Consider the following 17,002-nt stretch of genomic DNA (forward strand, 5'->3'; position numbering starts at 1 on the left):
TAGGGATGCCTGATTTATAAATCATTTACTATTTAGTTCTGCTCTTTATTGCACATTTTTTCTTTCAAAACTTATACTTGTTGCTGGAGACGGCTCATTTGAGCATAGATTCCATTTTGTTTTACCAATGTATCATGTTTCCCTCTCTCCACAATCTTTCCTTCAGAAATAACCAAAATTTGGTCTGCATCTTGAATGGTGGACAAACGGTGAGCAATGATAAAAGTTGTCCTCCCCTCCTTTACCACAGCCATTGCTTTTTGAATCATTTCTTCGGTTTCTGTATCAATATGAGAAGTTGCTTCGTCCAATATTAAAATTTTGGGATTAGCGTAGAGAGTTCGAGCAAATGAAATCAATTGCCGTTCACCGCTCGAAAATGCTGCCCCTTTATCCCTTACAGGTTCATCAATTCCTTTTTTACAACGAGCCAGCAAGTCCCCTGCACCGACCTTTTCTAAAGCTTCCAGGACTTTTTCACGATTGATGCCTGAATGAGTCATCGCTACATTGCTTGCTAGCGTTCCCGTGAATAGATAAGGATCTTGCAAGACAATTCCCATGTGACTACGAAGACTTTCCCGAGAATATTGTTGGATGTCTTGTTGATCAATATATATTTTCCCTTTTTGAGGATCGTAGAAACGATAAAGTAGGTTCATGATAGAAGATTTTCCAGAGCCGGTATGTCCCACCAAAGCAATCGTCTCCCCTTGCTTTGCCTTAAAGCTAATATCATGCAGAATAGTCTTGCCTTTCTCATACGCAAAGCTCACATGTTCAAACACAACCTCACCTTTATTGACTGTTAACTGCGTTTTCTCATCCGCTTCCTGAGGTTGATCTAGCAATTCTAAAACTCGTTTTCCTGTTTCCAATGATCGTTGTACATTCGGAAAAAGCCGAACCAGAAAACCCATCATCTCAAATAAATCAATAATATAATTTAGATAGACAAACAGTACACCTGCGGTAATAACGCTATGACCGCCTAAAAATTGCTGGCCAACTATCGTCAAAATAACAGCAAGCACTGCATTTTTCAAAAATTCCGTTAACGGCCAAGACGAAAGAGCGCTTACCCATACAATTTGTTTATCAGCTTGGCTCATTTTTCGGGCAGTTGCATCAAATTCTGAAAGAACTATTTTTTCCTGATGATATAGCTGTATCAGACTAGCTCCATGCATCAATTCATTCACTTGATTATTGATGTCACTCCGTGAATCATAAAAGTCTTTCATCGGCTTGTCCGTTAGTTTTTTATAAAATACTTGTATCCCATAAAAAGCAGGAAGCAATAGCAAAAGTACCGAGGCAGCAAGCGGACTAAGGTAAAACAATAAAGCGTAGGTAAAAACAATCCGAAGAACTTGAATCAAAACACTAACTAAACTAGCATAAAATTGTCTTCGTAAGGTTTCCGTATCATTTACAATTCTGGTTGCAATCTTACCTGCCGGCTTATCATCAAAGTAAGAAATCGGCAAATTTTGCATGACTTGATAAGCTTCATTTCTCAGATGTTCGGCTACTTTGTTGCCACAATGCGCTAAAAGTCGGTCGCCTAAGTAAGTCAAGGCGCTCCCCAAAACTACAGCAATTATGTATAATCCAGCTAATTGCAAAAGCTGATCCTGACTATCTTTTCCGTTTCCAATCTGTGTAAGCGGTCCGTCTATCATATTTCTCAAAAAGAGAGGGGACAGTTGACTAGTCACTGTTGCTAAGACAGCAATTCCAACCGCAAGAAAGAATGCAATTCGAACAACTTTTAGTTCTTTTAATAAACGGCTAATGATACTCATTCGCTCCCTCCTTTCTGATGTTGCTGCCGCTGATATTGTTCGGCATACCAGCCTCCTTTATTTAGCAACTGGTTCGGAGTCCCTTCTTCTACAATTTGTCCATCTTCTAAGACAAGAGCCCAGTCTGCCTGCTGGATAGCTGACAAACGGTGCGTCACAATGATTGTTGTCTGATTCGCTCGCATATCCTGAAGATTTTGGATAATTCGACGCTCTGTTTGAGCGTCAACTGCTGACAAAGAATCATCCAAAATGAGGACTTCTGGTTGTCTAATAAAGGCGCGTGCTAAAGAAATTCTTTGTTTTTGACCGCCAGATATTGACACTCCCCTCTCACCAATAAGAGTTTCCAGCCCGTCTGGCATTCGTTTTAAATCTTCTGAAAATGCCGCTGTTTCAATAGATTGCTCAATATCACTTAATGTCGCATTTCTTTTGCCAAAGGCAATATTGTCTTTGACGGATTTTGAAAACAAAATATGCTCCTGAGAGACATAACCAATCATCGCTTCAATCGATTGACGTGAATAGTGACTGACAGATTTTCCATTTATCTGAAATACACCTTGTCCAACAGGATATTGCTGAAGAAGCTGACGAACTAAGGTCGTTTTACCAGAGCCAGTTTTTCCAACAATACCATACGTTTTTCCTGCTTCGATTCGCCAAGTTATATTACGCAGGCTGGGCCTTTCTGCTTGTGGGTAAGTGAAATGATAATCCTGAAAACGAATAGAGATAAGATGTTGCAGCTCCTCTTTTCCACTCATTTCCATATCATCTGTCGTTTCAATCAGTTCTGTTACCTTTTTAAAAGACGTTTTCCCTGTTTGGTAGACCAAAATAAAATCCGACAGCATCCAAAAAGGTTCAATCAGGCTAATCATATACAATTGAAGAGCAATCACTTGCCCAATTGTTAACTGTCCCGTTTTTATAAAAGCAGCGCCAATAAGAAGCACAATAACCGTTGATAAAGCGATAAAGACAGAGGAGAGCGGTGCGTAAAGATACTGAATGCCAGCAATTTGATCGCCGACCTTAGATAAAGCTTTCGTGCGCAATTGGAACTGTTCTTTCTGGGTTGCTTTCTTGCTATAAGCACGCGCAACTCGGACTCCCTCTATCGTTTCCAGTACCTCATCATTCAAAGATGCCACTGCTTCACGATTATTTTCGACTAATTTATCTTGTTTTTTTCCAAGAAAATAAATCCATATCATCAATATCATAAGCGGAAGCATAGCCAGTAAGCTAATTTCCCATGAGATAAAAAACATGGTCGGAATGACAAAGGCAATCATGCCTCCAGCATATAAGAGAATGACAATCCCATAACCAACCATCTCCATCATTCCCTCAACATCTGTTGAAAAACGCGTTAGAATATCGCCAGAACGAAATTTTTCGTAGAAAGGCGTTCTCATAGCTACCAATTTCTCAAAAGCTCTTCTTTGCATGAGAAACTTATAGTCAATAGACGACTGAAATATTTTTAAATGCCAATAGTAAGCCGACAGATAGTTGCAAATTGTCACCAAAGCTAACAAACCAACGTCTCTAATTAAATTCTGCTGTGTCAAAGTATGATGCGACAGATGATCTACCAAACGCTGAATCACCTGTGTTGGAATCAACATGGTAAAATCATACAATAGTAAAACCAGAGCAATGGATAAATATAACCATTTATGCTCTTTTATATATCCAAACAAACTTTTAATCATCCTAATCCTTCCCGAAACGCACAAAAAAGCCCAAGACAGAATAAACCTGTCCTGAGCTTACTTGTTTTATTTATTTTTTCATCAAAAATAAATTACAGTGCTGTGCTAAAAAGGAGTTCTGTCGTATGATATACCTGAGTACTGTTTTGTTTTACATCATTCATGATACATTCTCCTTTCTACTTTTAATTAGTTAATACTTTAACATTAAAAGAAATGCATGTCAAGAATATTTACAAAAAATCCTCCCAAAACTGAGAGGATTTCTACCTAAAAATCAAGATTAACATTTCTCTGCAATAGCGGTTTCGGCTGCGATACGTCCAAAAGTGAAAATATCAGTAAGAGAATTGCCAACTAAACGGTTTCCGGCATGCAATCCGCCAGCTACTTTCAAGCTGCATAGAGACCTTGGATAACTTGTCCTTGTTTATTGATAACATGTGTTTCCGTATCAATCTTAAGCCCACCCATAGTGTGGTGAACGGCTGGTTTTCGAAGAGTGGCATAAAACGGTGCTTTTTCAACCTTGAGATCGAAAGCTTCCTTTTCAAATTCAGGATCATAGCCCGCATCAACATAAATATTATAAGCTGTGATCGTCTTGATAAAGACCTGTAGCTCCATTTGTCGCTGTTAAGCCAACTCTTCCAAACTATCTGATCGGTAAATCATTCCATGTGCTACCTGCGCATCAATCTTTTCTTGACTGGTATTATAAGCCGTTTCTTTGATATTTTCGTCTGCAATCAGATAGAAAAGACCGCCATTGTCAATCGCTGCTTGGTCCAATTTATCTCGACTACCGTACTCATCTACAAAACGTTTTCCTTAAGTATTGACCATGATGAAGTTAGCCGGAGGCGCCTGTAATCGGGTCAGATACCAGCATTATTTTCCGGCATTATTTGATAGAAGTCCAAACCGACTAGGTCTGTGCCAACGCTTTGACCTAAGAGAATACCATCACCTATAATAGCTGATGAATTTGATGTCTTAATATCGTCACCAATGCAAAAAAGCCCATTAAAATTGGGCTTTTTCCTGTTCATCATGCTAATTGCCGGGATCGAACCGGCGACCTCATCCTTACCATGGATGCGCTCTGCCAACTGAGCTAAATCAGCAGTACCCATCTACTATATCATGCAGACAGATTCTTGTCAATAGATTTGAAAAATGTTTTCATCATAAGAGAAAGAACTTTTTGTTAGAACGTCCCAAAAAGAACCTAATCACCATTAAAATTTCCTATAAATATCACGTTCACATCAATATTTTTTAAAATAATCTTCCTTTGTCAAACGATAATAAGCTCTCTGAGAAATTCGACCTTCCTCGTGCTCATCGAGTGCTGCGTATGGGTCAATATGGGAAAACTTCATACCAGCCTTTTCCATAACTCGTCCTGAAGCGGGATTTTCAACATCATGGAGAGCTACTAACATATTCATATCCAAACTTTCAAAAGCCAGTCGAATTATTTCTTTCAATGTTTCCGTTGCCAAGCCCTGATTCCAGTAATTCTTATGAATCACATAGCCGATAGCTGCCTTTTTGAGGACCGGATCCAGCTTGTGTAGGTCAATGCTGCCAATCAGTTTACCACTTTCCTTCAGCTCAATCCCCCAATTTCCAAGTGGTCGACCCATAAACAAACGAGCAATAATATTTTTAGTTTCTTCCAAATCTTTATTAGGTAAAAAAGTATAGCGAGTATTTTCTTCATCAGAAGAATATTCAAACATAGCCTCAGCGTCATCTAAGGTCACAGGTCGTAGGAGCAGGCGCTCTGTTTCCAAAGTTCGGTTTTCAGCTAGCTTTAGATAAATACTTTCCATTTTGCACGAACCTCCTATGTTGCCTCATAGCATAACATAAATACTCACTGAAATCAATGTTTCTAATTTTTCCTTGATTTTTAAAACGTTTTCATATACAATAAAAACATCTCAAAAAAGGAGTAAATCTATGTTAATCGGTATTCCAAAAGAAATTAAAAACAATGAGAATCGTGTTGCTTTAACACCAGCTGGCGTTCACAGTCTCGTCCAAAAAGGTCATCAGGTTTTGGTTGAAACCAAAGCTGGTCTTGGTTCTGGATTTACAGACGCTGACTACAAAGCACAGGGAGCGACAATTGTTACAACTGCAGCCGAAGCTTGGACAGCTGATCTAGTTGTCAAAGTCAAAGAACCCTTAGCTGCTGAATATGTTTTCTTACGTGACAATCTCTTGCTTTTCACTTATCTGCACATGGCTGCTGCACCTGAATTAGCTGATGCTATGACGATTAGCAAGACAATAGGAATTGCTTACGAAACCGTTCGTGACCAAGAGGGGCATCTCCCCTTGCTTGTGCCCATGAGTGAAGTGGCAGGACGTATGGCTGTACAGATTGGAGCTCACTTTCTAACCAAACAAGAAGGTGGTTCTGGTGTACTACTGGGCGGTGTGCCAGGTGTTCCTAAAGGAAAAGTCACTATCATTGGAGGGGGCGTTGTTGGAACACACGCAGCTCGCATCGCTTTAGGACTGGGAGCGCAGGTCACTATTCTTGATATCAGCGCTAAACGCCTGTCCGAACTCGAAGACCTTTTTGGCCACCAAATCCAGACCCTTATGTCTAATTCTTTCAATATTGCTGAAAGTGTCAAAGAGGCCGATGTAGTGATTGGAGCAGTATTAATCCCTGGTGCCAAAGCTCCCAAGCTCGTTACTGATGAAATGGTCAGTAAAATGCGACCTGGATCTGTTATTGTGGATGTAGCCGTTGACCAAGGTGGAGTTGTTGCAACTGCTGATCGTGTAACCACTCACGATGAACCTGTCTATGAAAAACATGGCGTGCTTCATTATGCAGTTGCCAACATACCTGGTGCTGTTGCTCGCACATCAACTCTTGCTTTAACAAATGTAACACTTCCTTACATTGAAGCTTTGGCGGACAAAGGGTTTGAACAAGCTATTGCAGATGATTTGGGTCTACAACAAGGAGTTACTACTTATAAAGGATATATTACTAACCGACCTGTCGCAGAAGGGCTTAAGCGTGACTACACCGATATCAATGATTTATTAGTATAAATTTCGAAAAGGATGGCTTCGCCAAGTCCTACCCACCACCTCAAAGTAATGCTTTGTATAATCACCTACCATTGCTTTTATTATAAGAACAATTTGAGTCTGAGAAAAATAGTGTCTTAGACTCTTTTTATATAAAAATTGAGTCTGTATAATAAAAAACTCTTGGTGTCAATCCCCATCTAAAATGGACAGATAAAAAAGTAACTGTTAAAAGGTATGACTCCTGATATTCCCTAGGAGTCATACCTTTTAATCTTTCTTATGGTCTATCATTATTATACCAGTCTAACTTTTGATTTGGTTGAGCAGTTCCTCTCTGTCTAACGGTGGATGTAACCATAAGGACTTACTTTTGAAGTGTGAGAGGAAATTTTCACACAAAGCATTATTATAACAATCCCCCTTACCTTCCTATACAACTCCTTGAACTCCATTTCCTTCTCCTTCCTTGTTCTTACCTCTTTAGAGTATCATGAACGAAGAAGCTTTGGACTGCTAATCTCTATTCTTTCCTCTATTGGCTCCCTTCTGACCCTCTTGGTAGCCTCCCTGTCGCTTCAGAGTGAAAACAAGCAAAAAGAGAGAACTTCGTCCCTCTCTCGATCTTAGATCTAGTCACCCACTACAGTTGACAATGAGCCTGAAAAAGCCCACTAGATTTCTCTAATGGACTTTCATTGTTCTATCTGATGATAGAATTACACCTTCTTCTTTAACAAGTAAGCAGCTCCACTTAAGGTGAACAGACCTGCAAGTAATGCAAAGAATGAATTTTGACTACCTGTTGAAGGGAGAATTTTCTTCTTCGATTTCTCTGGTGTACTTGGTGGGGTTTGTGGAATTTGTGGCTTCTCTGGTGTATGACGATTCGTGATATTCATACCATCTACCTTCGGTGTGTAACCTTTCGGTACCGCAACTTCTTCCACCGTATAAGTGATTTCCTTACCTGCTTCATATTTGGCAAGTTGTTCAAAACTATATTTCCATCCAGTTGCTTCGCTTGCTGTCGCTACTTTGCCCGTATCTTTACCATTTGCAAGCAATCTTACTTGAATCTCTTTTGGACGAAGACCGTCTTTGTCATTGTCATCTTCCCAAGTCTTTTGACCGCTGACTGAAGTAGTAGCTGGAGTGTAGTTGTTGACAAGATTCATGCCATTTGCTTTAGAGGTATAGCCTTTTGCTACATCTACTTCCTCAACAGAATAAACAATTTCTTTTCCAGTTTTGTAACGATCCAAATCCTTAAAGCTGTATTTCCAATCAGTTGCTTCGCTCGCTGTTGCTACTTTACCTGTGTCTTTGCCATCTGCCAATAAGCGAACTTTGATTTCAGTAGGACGTTTTCTGTCTTGGTTATTACTGTCATTCCAAGTCTTTTGACCGCTAACTGAAGTAGTAGCTGGAATGTAGCTGTTGACAAGATTCATGCCATTTGCTTTAGAGGTATAGCCTTTTGGTACATCTACTTCCTTAACAGAGTAAACAATTTCTTTGCCATCCTTGTAACGATCCAAACCTTCAAAGCTGTATTTCCAATCAGTTGCTTCGCTCGCTGTTGCTACTTTACCTGTGTCTTTGCCATCTGCCAATAAGCGAACTTTGATTTCAGTAGGACGTTTTCTGTCTTGGTTATTACTGTCATTCCAAGTCTTTTGACCTGTCAAGTTTACCTTTTCTGGGGTACGCTTGTTGGTAATTGTGTATTTGCCGTCTTGAGATTTTTCAACTATTGGCTTTTCGTAAGATTCTACGGCAACTTCTTTGACATCATATTCGATTTCTTTACCATTTTCATACTTCGGTAATGGTTTGGATTCAAAAGCCCAACCTTTTTCTTCTGAAGTTTCAACTTCATCAACGATTGTGCCGCCTTTCAGAATTTGAACCTTGACTGTTTTGGTTCGCTTGCCGTCTTGGTTGTTAGCATCTTCCCAGACTTTCTTACCAGAAATGACGATTGTTTCTGGTTCATGGGTGTTTGTGATTTCTTGACCCTTGATAGATGTTTCATATCCTGCTACAGCATCTTCCTTGACAGAATAGACAATTTCTTGACCTGCTTCGTATTTTGGAAGATTAGTAAAGGTATGTTTCCAAACATTGCCATTCGCTGGGTCTGCTTCAGCGACTTTGATATCATATTTCTCAACTTCGGTAGTCACACCACCAACTGTCTTCATCAAGTGAACCGTGATATGGTCTGGACGTTTGCCATCTTGGTTATTATTGTCATTCCAAGTTTTCGTCACTTGATAATCAATCATTTTTGGTGTGTATTTGTTGGTAATATTGAAATCATTGATTTCGCTAGTATATTCAGAAACGACTTCTTCGGTCAGGCTATATTTAATCACCTTGCCTGCTTTGAATTTAGGAAGTTTTGTAAAGACTGTAGACCAAGCGCCGTCAGCTGCCGCTTTCACTTCTTTGGAAGCTACTTTTTCACCGTCAGCCAAGAGGTTGACCGTAATCGATTTCGGACGTTTGCCATCTTGGTTATTGGCATCATCCCAGTTCTTTGTGGCTTTAATGTCAATCGTTTCTGGAGTATATTTGTTCGTGATTGTAAAGCCAGTTGCTGCATCTCCGCTGATTTCACTTGTATAACCAGCTACTGAGCTAACTTCAACTACTTTATAATCAATCGAAGTTCCGCCTTTATCTGCATCTAAATCTGTGAAGCTACCTGCCCAGCCATTAGCTTCTGACAATTCAAGTGTTTTTCCAGTATCCGTGCCATCTGCGAGGAGTTTTACTGTGATAGAAGCTGGGCGTTTGCCATCTTGGTTATCGGCATCATTCCATACTTTTTTCACTGGAATTTGTGTTTTAGCTGGAGTGTATTTGTTCGTGAAGACAAGGTCACTGGCTTGTTTAGAAACGGTTGCTTTTAATTCAGTAGCACTGACTTTTTCAACCCTGACTTCTACTTCGTAAACCGTTGAATCATAAGTTACTCCCGCTTCATTTCCAGAAACTTCTGAAACGGTGTACTTATGTGTACCAACTTGATTTTCGTCGTAAGTCAATGGGGCAAATGAGATATTGCCATTTGCTTCATTAGTGACTGTTTGAAGGACTTTGTCACCTTCTTTTAGAACAAAACTATACTTACCTGCTTCTAGCGCTTTATCTTTTAGAACTTTCTTCGCTCCAAGAGTAACTGATGTAGTACCTGCTGGAGTGTAGGTATTCTCGAATGCTTTTTCATCGTCGTAAGCAACAGTTGCTTTAAGGACACCTTTACCATTGTCCACTACAGTCACTGTGGCTGTGATGGTTTTAGTATCGTACTTGATACCTGTAGCATTACCCGCTTTCTCAGCAATCTTATAAGTATAAGTGCCTGATTCATTGAAGGTCAACTCTTTAAACTTAACTTTTCCGTCCTTGTCATTCTTCTTAGTATCTTGAACCACACCGTTTGAGTCAGTCAAAGTGAATTCAAACTCGTCACCTTGAAGCTGAATCGGTTCATTTGTGTTCTTATTGATCAACGTTTTCGTTGCAGCAACAGGAACTTTCACTTTAGTTGCTTTATAAGTATTTACGAATTTCTGAATTCCACCATTATCAATGACAGAAATGGCTCCAGGAGGAAGCAATGAGTCAGAACTTGCGAAATTCGCAAAAGGAGCTATTAAAGCAGAAATCTGGTTATAAAGAGGGGTTGCAACAAGTTTACCTTGTCCAGGATCATACACAGAAACGGTGACGTGAACACTTCTTGAATCGTGAGTCACACCGTTAATCGTTTGACCAGCATGAGCTTCAACAATAGTGAATTTGTACTGTCCTTCCTTGTCGAAAGGAATATCCTTGAAGACAACATGACCATTGGCATCATTTTTAGCGCGTTGAACTTCGGTTCCTTTCTCATCTTTCAAGATGAATTCAAATTCATCTGCTTGAAGAGGAGTCGGACGATTACCAGTCAATTCTTTATCAACGAAGATATCAGTTTTAGTTGGTAATAATTTATATGTATTTGTGACAGTCGTAGCATCTGTTTGATTGGCTGTGTAGCCGCCTACGGTAGTGACTGGTTTTTCCTGAGCATCTACTTCTTTAACACTATAAGTGTACTTCGTAGCATTTGCATCTGTCGCAGGAAGATTGGTCCATTCAACAGTTCCATCTGTCTTTGGAACTTCTTTCTTCTCAGCATCAGCTACAGCTTCCTCAGTTCCACCTTCTAATGTACGATACAGTTTGAAATAGAATTTTGGACGGGCATCAGCCTTACCACCAGTCCAGACTTTCTTAGCAGTCACATTTGTCTGTGGAGGAAGATAAGTATTGGTGATTTTGGTCATCTCGTCATTGTAAGAGACAACGTAGTTGTGGCTACCTATTTCGACTTTTTCATTTCCTTCCAAAGGCAAAGCTGTCTCATCTTGAAGTTCGCGAACAGAGTAGACTAACTCTGTGGTTCCATCTACATCATACTTAGGTAGTTGATTTTTCCACTCGTAAGTATAAACACCATTGGACTCAGTTACCTCAGGAGTATAGTTCCCTGAGACAGGTTTTGAATCTGCAACAGTTTGTCCTTTCTTGTGGACATACAAGCCAAGTTTGACTTCTTTGTAGTCAGTTTTCTTTCCGCCTACCCAAGTCTTGGTTGCTTTAAAATCAACTGTCACACGTTTATTAGAGATGTTGAGCGGAACACCTTTTCCTTCTTTCAATTCTACTTCAAACTCTTGACTATTAACAATGTAACCCGACTTCGTTTTCTTTTCTTTGACAATATACTTCCCATCATTGAGAGCCTTTGAAAGAGCAATACCGTTTTCATCCGTTACCACTGTATCAACTACTTTATTAGTCGCTTTATCAATAATGTCAAATTTAACATCTTTCAACTTAACATCTGCATCAGCTTCATCGAATTTAGTAATTTTGATCTTTCCAGCAATATCAGCAGTAACAGTTGCACCTACAGATTTAACCGTCTTTACATTAAACGTTGCTTCTGTTTTGGTTCCAGTACTACCTCCGTATTTTTCCCAAATAAGTTGTGGTTGGTTATCAATCAAGTACTGCGCTGAGTTACTTATCGTTGAAGTATCTGCTGGTGAGGACGTATCATACGTTAAGAAAAAGCTCTTTGTTCCCATATTGGTCGGCATGAGCAACTCAAATCCTCGTTTCCCATTGACAAAGGTCAACAAAGCCTTTTTATCTGAGTCAGCCTTGTATGCCTCCGGATCGGTTGTGATTTCGTATTTATCACCTATATGTTTAAGAGCAGATGAATTCGTATTCGTCGTCTCAAATTCTGCTTCATACATATAGAAAGTATCTTCCACATAGTTAGCGAAGGCTCCCTTTGAAACATCATCCGTAATTTTTACCACATGTCCAGTCATATCTTTCTTAGCGCGATTAATTTTCATTTGAAAATGTGCCCTCGCCTTATTGTTATCGTTATAACCGTACTTTGTAATAGTTTCTCCAATCACTTCAGTCTGTTGATATTTATTCACTTTATACGTGATGGTCTGTTTTTTACCATCTGGTAAAACATAGGTAACCGTTTTCCCCTCTTTTTTGAGCGTTTCAGTTGCTTCTGCAACAAAGTCCCCACGGATATTTTGCTTGTCCTTCACCTTGTCATTGAAGGTAAATACTAGCCGATGGTTGGCACTTTCTACCTTCACAGTTCCCATCTTTGTATTTGAATTTTTATCGATGAGATCCAGACTACTATCTGTCAAACTCAAGTTATCTGGAGCCTTTACGATAAAGTAATCACCATTCTCGATTTCATTAGCTGCCACATTGGGAAATGAGAATTTACCTGAATATTTCAATTTCATCAAAGTATCGTTTGAACCATGAATTCCTTCAGTCTCACTTCCTGTAGATGCTATGGTAATCTTCAAGTCCTCGATTTTAGCCTTATCGGTAACGTCGACAGCAGAAACCCGCTGGACGTTCCAGAAACCTATAACAGTAAAGACCGTGAATAAAGATAAAAAGAAAATTATCCACTTCTTTGTCTTCATAATTAATTTCTCCTTTTTCTAATTTTTTATAAGCTAATAGTATAAATTTCAATACTATACTACAATTACTATTATACTTCAAATCAGTTAAAAAAAACATATCTTTTAAGGAAGTTTTCTTGACAGATTGTCACCCTTTGATTTATTTTTATTATGATAAGAATAAAGTAATTAAGACTATTTCACGAAACAAAACAATAAAAGTGCTATAAAATTCATACAACGAGTAAGTCCACTGGAGATTATGAACTTTCTGAAAGGCCAAAACAATACTAACATCGTTCTTGAACTCCCATACCCCAACGCTAAGCTAGAGACTAGCAACAACCTCTTCAAAGTCATCAAGCGAAATGTTTTTAGCTTTTGAAACTTTGATAAGATAAAAAATGCATTTCCACGTTTTATCCACTGGGGTAATCTTCCACCACCTATCATTTAAATTCGGAGCTATATCTGGTAAATTGGTTTCCTTTTTTAGCCATAACAAAAAAGCCCTTAGCAGGCTTCTTTGTTGCTTTGTTCACATTTGCTTTTTCTTTTTAGGTTTGGGCATTGGCAGTTGATCATACATGGCTAAAATTAAATCTTCTAGAAACACCTTATTTTCAAGGTCTTCCACTAAAATCATTTCTTTGGCACCTTCGTATGGAAACTCAAACGAAGGTTGGTCAATCTTATCTAAAACTGCTTGCACAGGTTTAACTAAAAAGCGATTATCATAAATACCACCAATAATCTTACCACGGAAGTAAAGAATATACTCTCCCATCATAGAACGGTAAGCCACATCATCTAATCCCGATAATTGCTCCAAAACAAATTCCAAATAGTTTTTACTTGATGCCATTTCTAACCTCTTAAGCTCTGTTCAACGATAACACCCGTATAGAGTTCTTGCTTGACCTCACTTCCAATTGGTTTGAAGCCCTGCTTTTTCCAAAAATGCTGAGATTGTGGATTCCCCTTGATATAAGCCAAACGTGCTTTTCGAAAGTTTTTAGCAAAATAGGTTAGCGCTTCTGTCACAATCTGGCTGCCAATACCTTTCCCTTGATAGGTCTGATTAACCATAAATAGACCAATAAAAACTGTCTCCTCATCAGGATAGGCATAGACAAAATCCATAACAGCTACAAGGTTAGAGCTATCCCAAAAGCCAACATAAAACTTATCAGCCTTAGCTTTACCTTCAGGTAGACGAAGCATGTCCTCTTTTACACTTGCCAAATTTGGCTTTGGTGGACAATACTGAAAATATAGAGGATTGCTTTCATATAAAGATAAAATACTTGGAATATCCTTTTCAGTTAGTATTCTACAGCTGTAATGCTTAGATAGTTGGTCAATCATTTTTTAATTCTTACTTTCTGTGTCCTGTGATTATGACATAGGAAGATGCATTGATAGCCATCAGTCACGTAGCAGATTCTTTTGCAAGCGTACTTCCCCAAAATTAGTCGTGTGCAACTTGTTCAGATTAGTCAAGAGATAGCCCTTCATCATCTTCCGACTCCTTGACTGGCTCGCCGACGATTTCGTGGCTAGCTAAACTTGAATTCTCTTCTTTAGAAAAATGATGATGCGCCATTTCAGTAGAATGTTCATAAGCTTGGATAATCTCTGCAACCACAGGATGACGCACAACATCTTTTGCAGATAAATACACAAAATCAATCTGCTTGATATGTTTCAATTTCTCTGTCGCATCAATGAGGCCTGATTTACTGTTCTTCGGCAAGTCAATCTGACTAATATCTCCATTGACAATCATCTTGGAATTAAAACCAAGTCGGGTCAAAAACATCTTCATCTGCATAATGGTCGTATTTTGCGCTTCATCTAAGATGACAAAGGCATCATCCAATGTTCGTCCACGCATATAAGCTAAAGGGGCTATCTCAATGATTTCTCGCTCCATAAGGCGCGTAGTCTGTTCTTTCCCAAGAATTTGGAAGAGTGCATCGTAAACGGGTCTCAGATAAGGATCTACTTTTTCTTTTAGATCTCCTGGCAAGAAACCAAGACTTTCCCCTGCTTCAACCGCCGGGCGAGTCAAAATAATCCGCTTGACCTGACCGCGTTTGAGAGCTGTCACCGCCAAGGTCACCGCAAGAAAGGTCTTCCCTGTCCCTGCTGGTCCAATCCCAAAGACAACATCATGATTCTTAATGCTATCGACATACACTTTCTGCCCTAGGGTCTTGACACGAATGGGCTTGCCATAAGAATCTTTGATAATTTCTTCCTCATACAGAGCCACAAACTTATCAATTTCACCATTTTTGACCATGGTAATAGCCGTCACTACATCTGGTGTCCCAATCGTCATCCCGCGATTCACCAAAACTAGCAGAGCTTGAAGCACCTGGCGAGTCTCCTCACAAGCTGCTTCGCTACCGATAATCTGGACAACCTCCGTCCTTGCATGAATAGTTACCTGTAACTCCTGTTCCATTAAACGCAAGTGACGTTCATTGGAACCAAAAAGATGAAAAGCATCATCCGGATGCTGTAAGGTAATTTCTACTGAATGTTCTTGCAAATAAAGAACCTCTTTCTTCACATTATTTACTATTATTATAGCAAAGTAACTCGGAAAATTCTATCATTTCTCTGAACTAATGAGCCTGATATTCTTCCCAAATCACATCAAAATCGCTAAGATTAAAGGAAAAGTCAGCATGCTCTTCTAAATAGCGGCTAACTTCATCAAAATCATCCGTATGCTTAGGAAAAGTCGGTTCATGAAAAACTAAATCGGCGAGTATTGCCTTGGGCGCTTTGCTTTTGGGATTACGCTCCGTCATCAACCAAGTGTAAAACGATTTTCTCATTCTATCTTTTCTCCTTTCTTACTTTTTAACCAATCTGGTAAATATTCAGTCAAACCTAATGCAGACAATATGATGATTTGGGGTAAAAATTGAATCAAATACCGCGTCTTTCCACCTTCAAAAATGAGCAAAAACAACAAACCTCCAAAAACTGCAAGACTGATACAATTCAATTTATCATTTGCACGATATTTCCACAAGGCAAAAACAAGTCCCAGACTCATCACAATCCAAATAACCTGCTTCACAATCTCATAATACCGATACTCATTCTTATCGACACTCAGAAAATAAGTTCTGATAAACTGCGCCACAGGATTCTTTTTTGTATAAGGATAAAGAGGAGAAATATAGGGCGTTTTTTCATATTCCACATCTCGATACAACCAGCCTAGAGTTCCTTCTGAAACAGTTAATGAATGCTTATAGTAAAGATGATTGAGAAATCCAAAAAATGAATACTCTTTTAAACGTCGTTTGATTTCTTTTTTTACATTTTCTTGCTTAAACATTCCATTATTATACTGTTCTCTCTGATCCACATCAATGTATTGAAGCAAACCCTCTTTCATGTCTTCTTGATCGTGTCCAATAAAAGTCAACCCTAAGTCAATAAAGAGCAGAGGACTTTTAGACAATCCTTTCTCTTGTATCAATGTCACTTCTGTTTGCGTCGCTTTCAGATAGTTTCCGCCGATAGAAGTTACGCCAAACGATAGGAGAAAGGTGAAAAAGATTAGGATAAATTTCTTCCATTCCTTTTTGAACAACAGCAAAATAAAACCTGCCATAATAACAATCAACACAGTTGGTCGTATCAGCACTGCAAGCCCACTTATCAAACCTAATCTGATTGTCTTTATGAAGAGTACCCTCTTATCCTGCCATCGAAGCCCAAGTAAATCAAAAAGTAAGAATATTTGTAAAGCAATGAGCGGAAGAGGCCATATATCCGTGTACATCGAATAAAAATAAGGTGAAAAGCCAACTAGCAACACATACAAACTAAATGTCACATCAGCAGCAGACTCACTCACATATTTTTTCATTCCCTTGTACAAAATGAGTGCCGTTATATCGGCATAAAATATATTTAATCCCTGCAAAATCCATAAAGCTGAGCTTCCAAAGATATTATAAAAAAAGCGCTCATACAAAAAGAGAAACAGATTATTCGGATTGCGTGTCAAATAGCTGGAAATAGAAGATTCTTTTAAGTACTTAAAAGCGCCGTTAAAAACAACTGCTGCATCTCGCCGAATCAACAATTGAGCAGACAAAAGCATTGCTAACTGAAATATAATCACCGCTATCATAATAGCAACTTTGTGCTTCATCAGGTAGTGGTAGCATTTTTTAAAATTTTCTAGATAACGATAAGCCAGAAACGCTAGTATTGTCACTCCAATCAAAGCCAGACTAGAAATTGTCCCTAGATGAATAATCGCAGTAAAAAACCAATGCAAGCACACAAGTAACATGATTTTTTGCAAGATTCCAAAGAAAAAAGAGTACATTTTTAGCAT

General features: G+C 38.9%; 10 protein-coding genes, 1 tRNA gene and 1 pseudogene. 1 reads left to right on the top strand and 11 read right to left on the bottom strand.

What is annotated here, in order from left to right; all coding sequences use genetic code 11:
* Positions 1–71: 71 nt before the first annotated feature.
* From HMPREF2984_RS03775 to HMPREF2984_RS03800, 5 genes and pseudogenes are all read right to left on the bottom strand, one after another.
* Positions 72–1,808 carry an ABC transporter ATP-binding protein gene (locus HMPREF2984_RS03775; protein WP_049533926.1) on the bottom strand — a complete coding sequence of 579 codons (1,737 nt, stop codon included), beginning with the start codon at positions 1,806–1,808 and terminating at the stop codon, positions 72–74.
* Positions 1,805–3,535 (bottom strand): ABC transporter ATP-binding protein, encoded by a 1,731-nt coding sequence (locus HMPREF2984_RS03780; protein ID WP_049533923.1) that lies wholly within the window; start codon positions 3,533–3,535, stop codon positions 1,805–1,807. The genes HMPREF2984_RS03775 and HMPREF2984_RS03780 overlap by 4 nt, the downstream gene beginning before the upstream one ends.
* 283 nt (positions 3,536–3,818) lie before the next feature.
* Positions 3,819–4,548: pseudogene (locus tag HMPREF2984_RS03785) on the bottom strand (FAD-binding protein); the annotation flags it as partial.
* Positions 4,549–4,589: 41 nt separating this feature from the next.
* A tRNA-Thr gene (locus HMPREF2984_RS03795) sits at positions 4,590–4,662 on the bottom strand.
* A gap of 144 nt (positions 4,663–4,806) precedes the next feature.
* Positions 4,807–5,376, bottom strand: coding sequence for a GNAT family N-acetyltransferase (locus HMPREF2984_RS03800; protein WP_059220678.1), 570 nt, complete (start codon positions 5,374–5,376; stop codon positions 4,807–4,809).
* Between the two features lie 130 nt (positions 5,377–5,506).
* Between HMPREF2984_RS03800 and ald the strand changes: the two genes are divergently transcribed.
* On the top strand, positions 5,507–6,622 hold the full coding sequence (gene ald / locus HMPREF2984_RS03805; protein ID WP_059220675.1) for an alanine dehydrogenase: 1,116 nt from the start codon (positions 5,507–5,509) through the stop codon (positions 6,620–6,622).
* A 698-nt stretch (positions 6,623–7,320) separates the two neighbouring features.
* Here the strand turns inward: ald and HMPREF2984_RS03810 are convergent.
* The 6 genes from HMPREF2984_RS03810 to HMPREF2984_RS03835 all read right to left on the bottom strand — a co-directional run bounded on the left by HMPREF2984_RS03810 (position 7,321) and on the right by HMPREF2984_RS03835 (position 17,002).
* Complete coding sequence (locus tag HMPREF2984_RS03810) at positions 7,321–12,642, bottom strand: Cna B-type domain-containing protein (RefSeq protein ID WP_070670542.1); 5,322 nt, start codon at positions 12,640–12,642, stop codon at positions 7,321–7,323.
* A gap of 520 nt (positions 12,643–13,162) precedes the next feature.
* On the bottom strand, positions 13,163–13,489 hold the full coding sequence (locus HMPREF2984_RS03815) for a TfoX/Sxy family protein (protein ID WP_049533911.1): 327 nt from the start codon (positions 13,487–13,489) through the stop codon (positions 13,163–13,165).
* Between the two features lie 2 nt (positions 13,490–13,491).
* The gene (locus HMPREF2984_RS03820; protein ID WP_037607742.1) at positions 13,492–13,992 is read right to left on the bottom strand and encodes a GNAT family N-acetyltransferase; all 501 of its coding nucleotides are present in this window, start codon (positions 13,990–13,992) and stop codon (positions 13,492–13,494) included.
* A gap of 127 nt (positions 13,993–14,119) precedes the next feature.
* Positions 14,120–15,184, bottom strand: a complete 1,065-nt coding sequence (locus HMPREF2984_RS03825) for a PhoH family protein (RefSeq protein ID WP_003042311.1) — start codon at positions 15,182–15,184, stop codon at positions 14,120–14,122.
* Positions 15,185–15,260: 76 nt separating this feature from the next.
* On the bottom strand, positions 15,261–15,476 hold the full coding sequence (locus HMPREF2984_RS03830; protein ID WP_070670545.1) for a YozE family protein: 216 nt from the start codon (positions 15,474–15,476) through the stop codon (positions 15,261–15,263).
* A complete protein-coding gene (locus HMPREF2984_RS03835) occupies positions 15,473–17,002 on the bottom strand; it encodes a glycosyltransferase family protein (RefSeq protein WP_049533909.1) in 1,530 nt (509 codons plus the stop codon). Before HMPREF2984_RS03835 ends, HMPREF2984_RS03830 begins: the two co-directional genes overlap by 4 nt.

Source organism: Streptococcus sp. HMSC066E07 (assembly GCF_001814695.1).
GTDB classification, from domain to species: Bacteria; Bacillota; Bacilli; order Lactobacillales; family Streptococcaceae; genus Streptococcus; species Streptococcus hominis.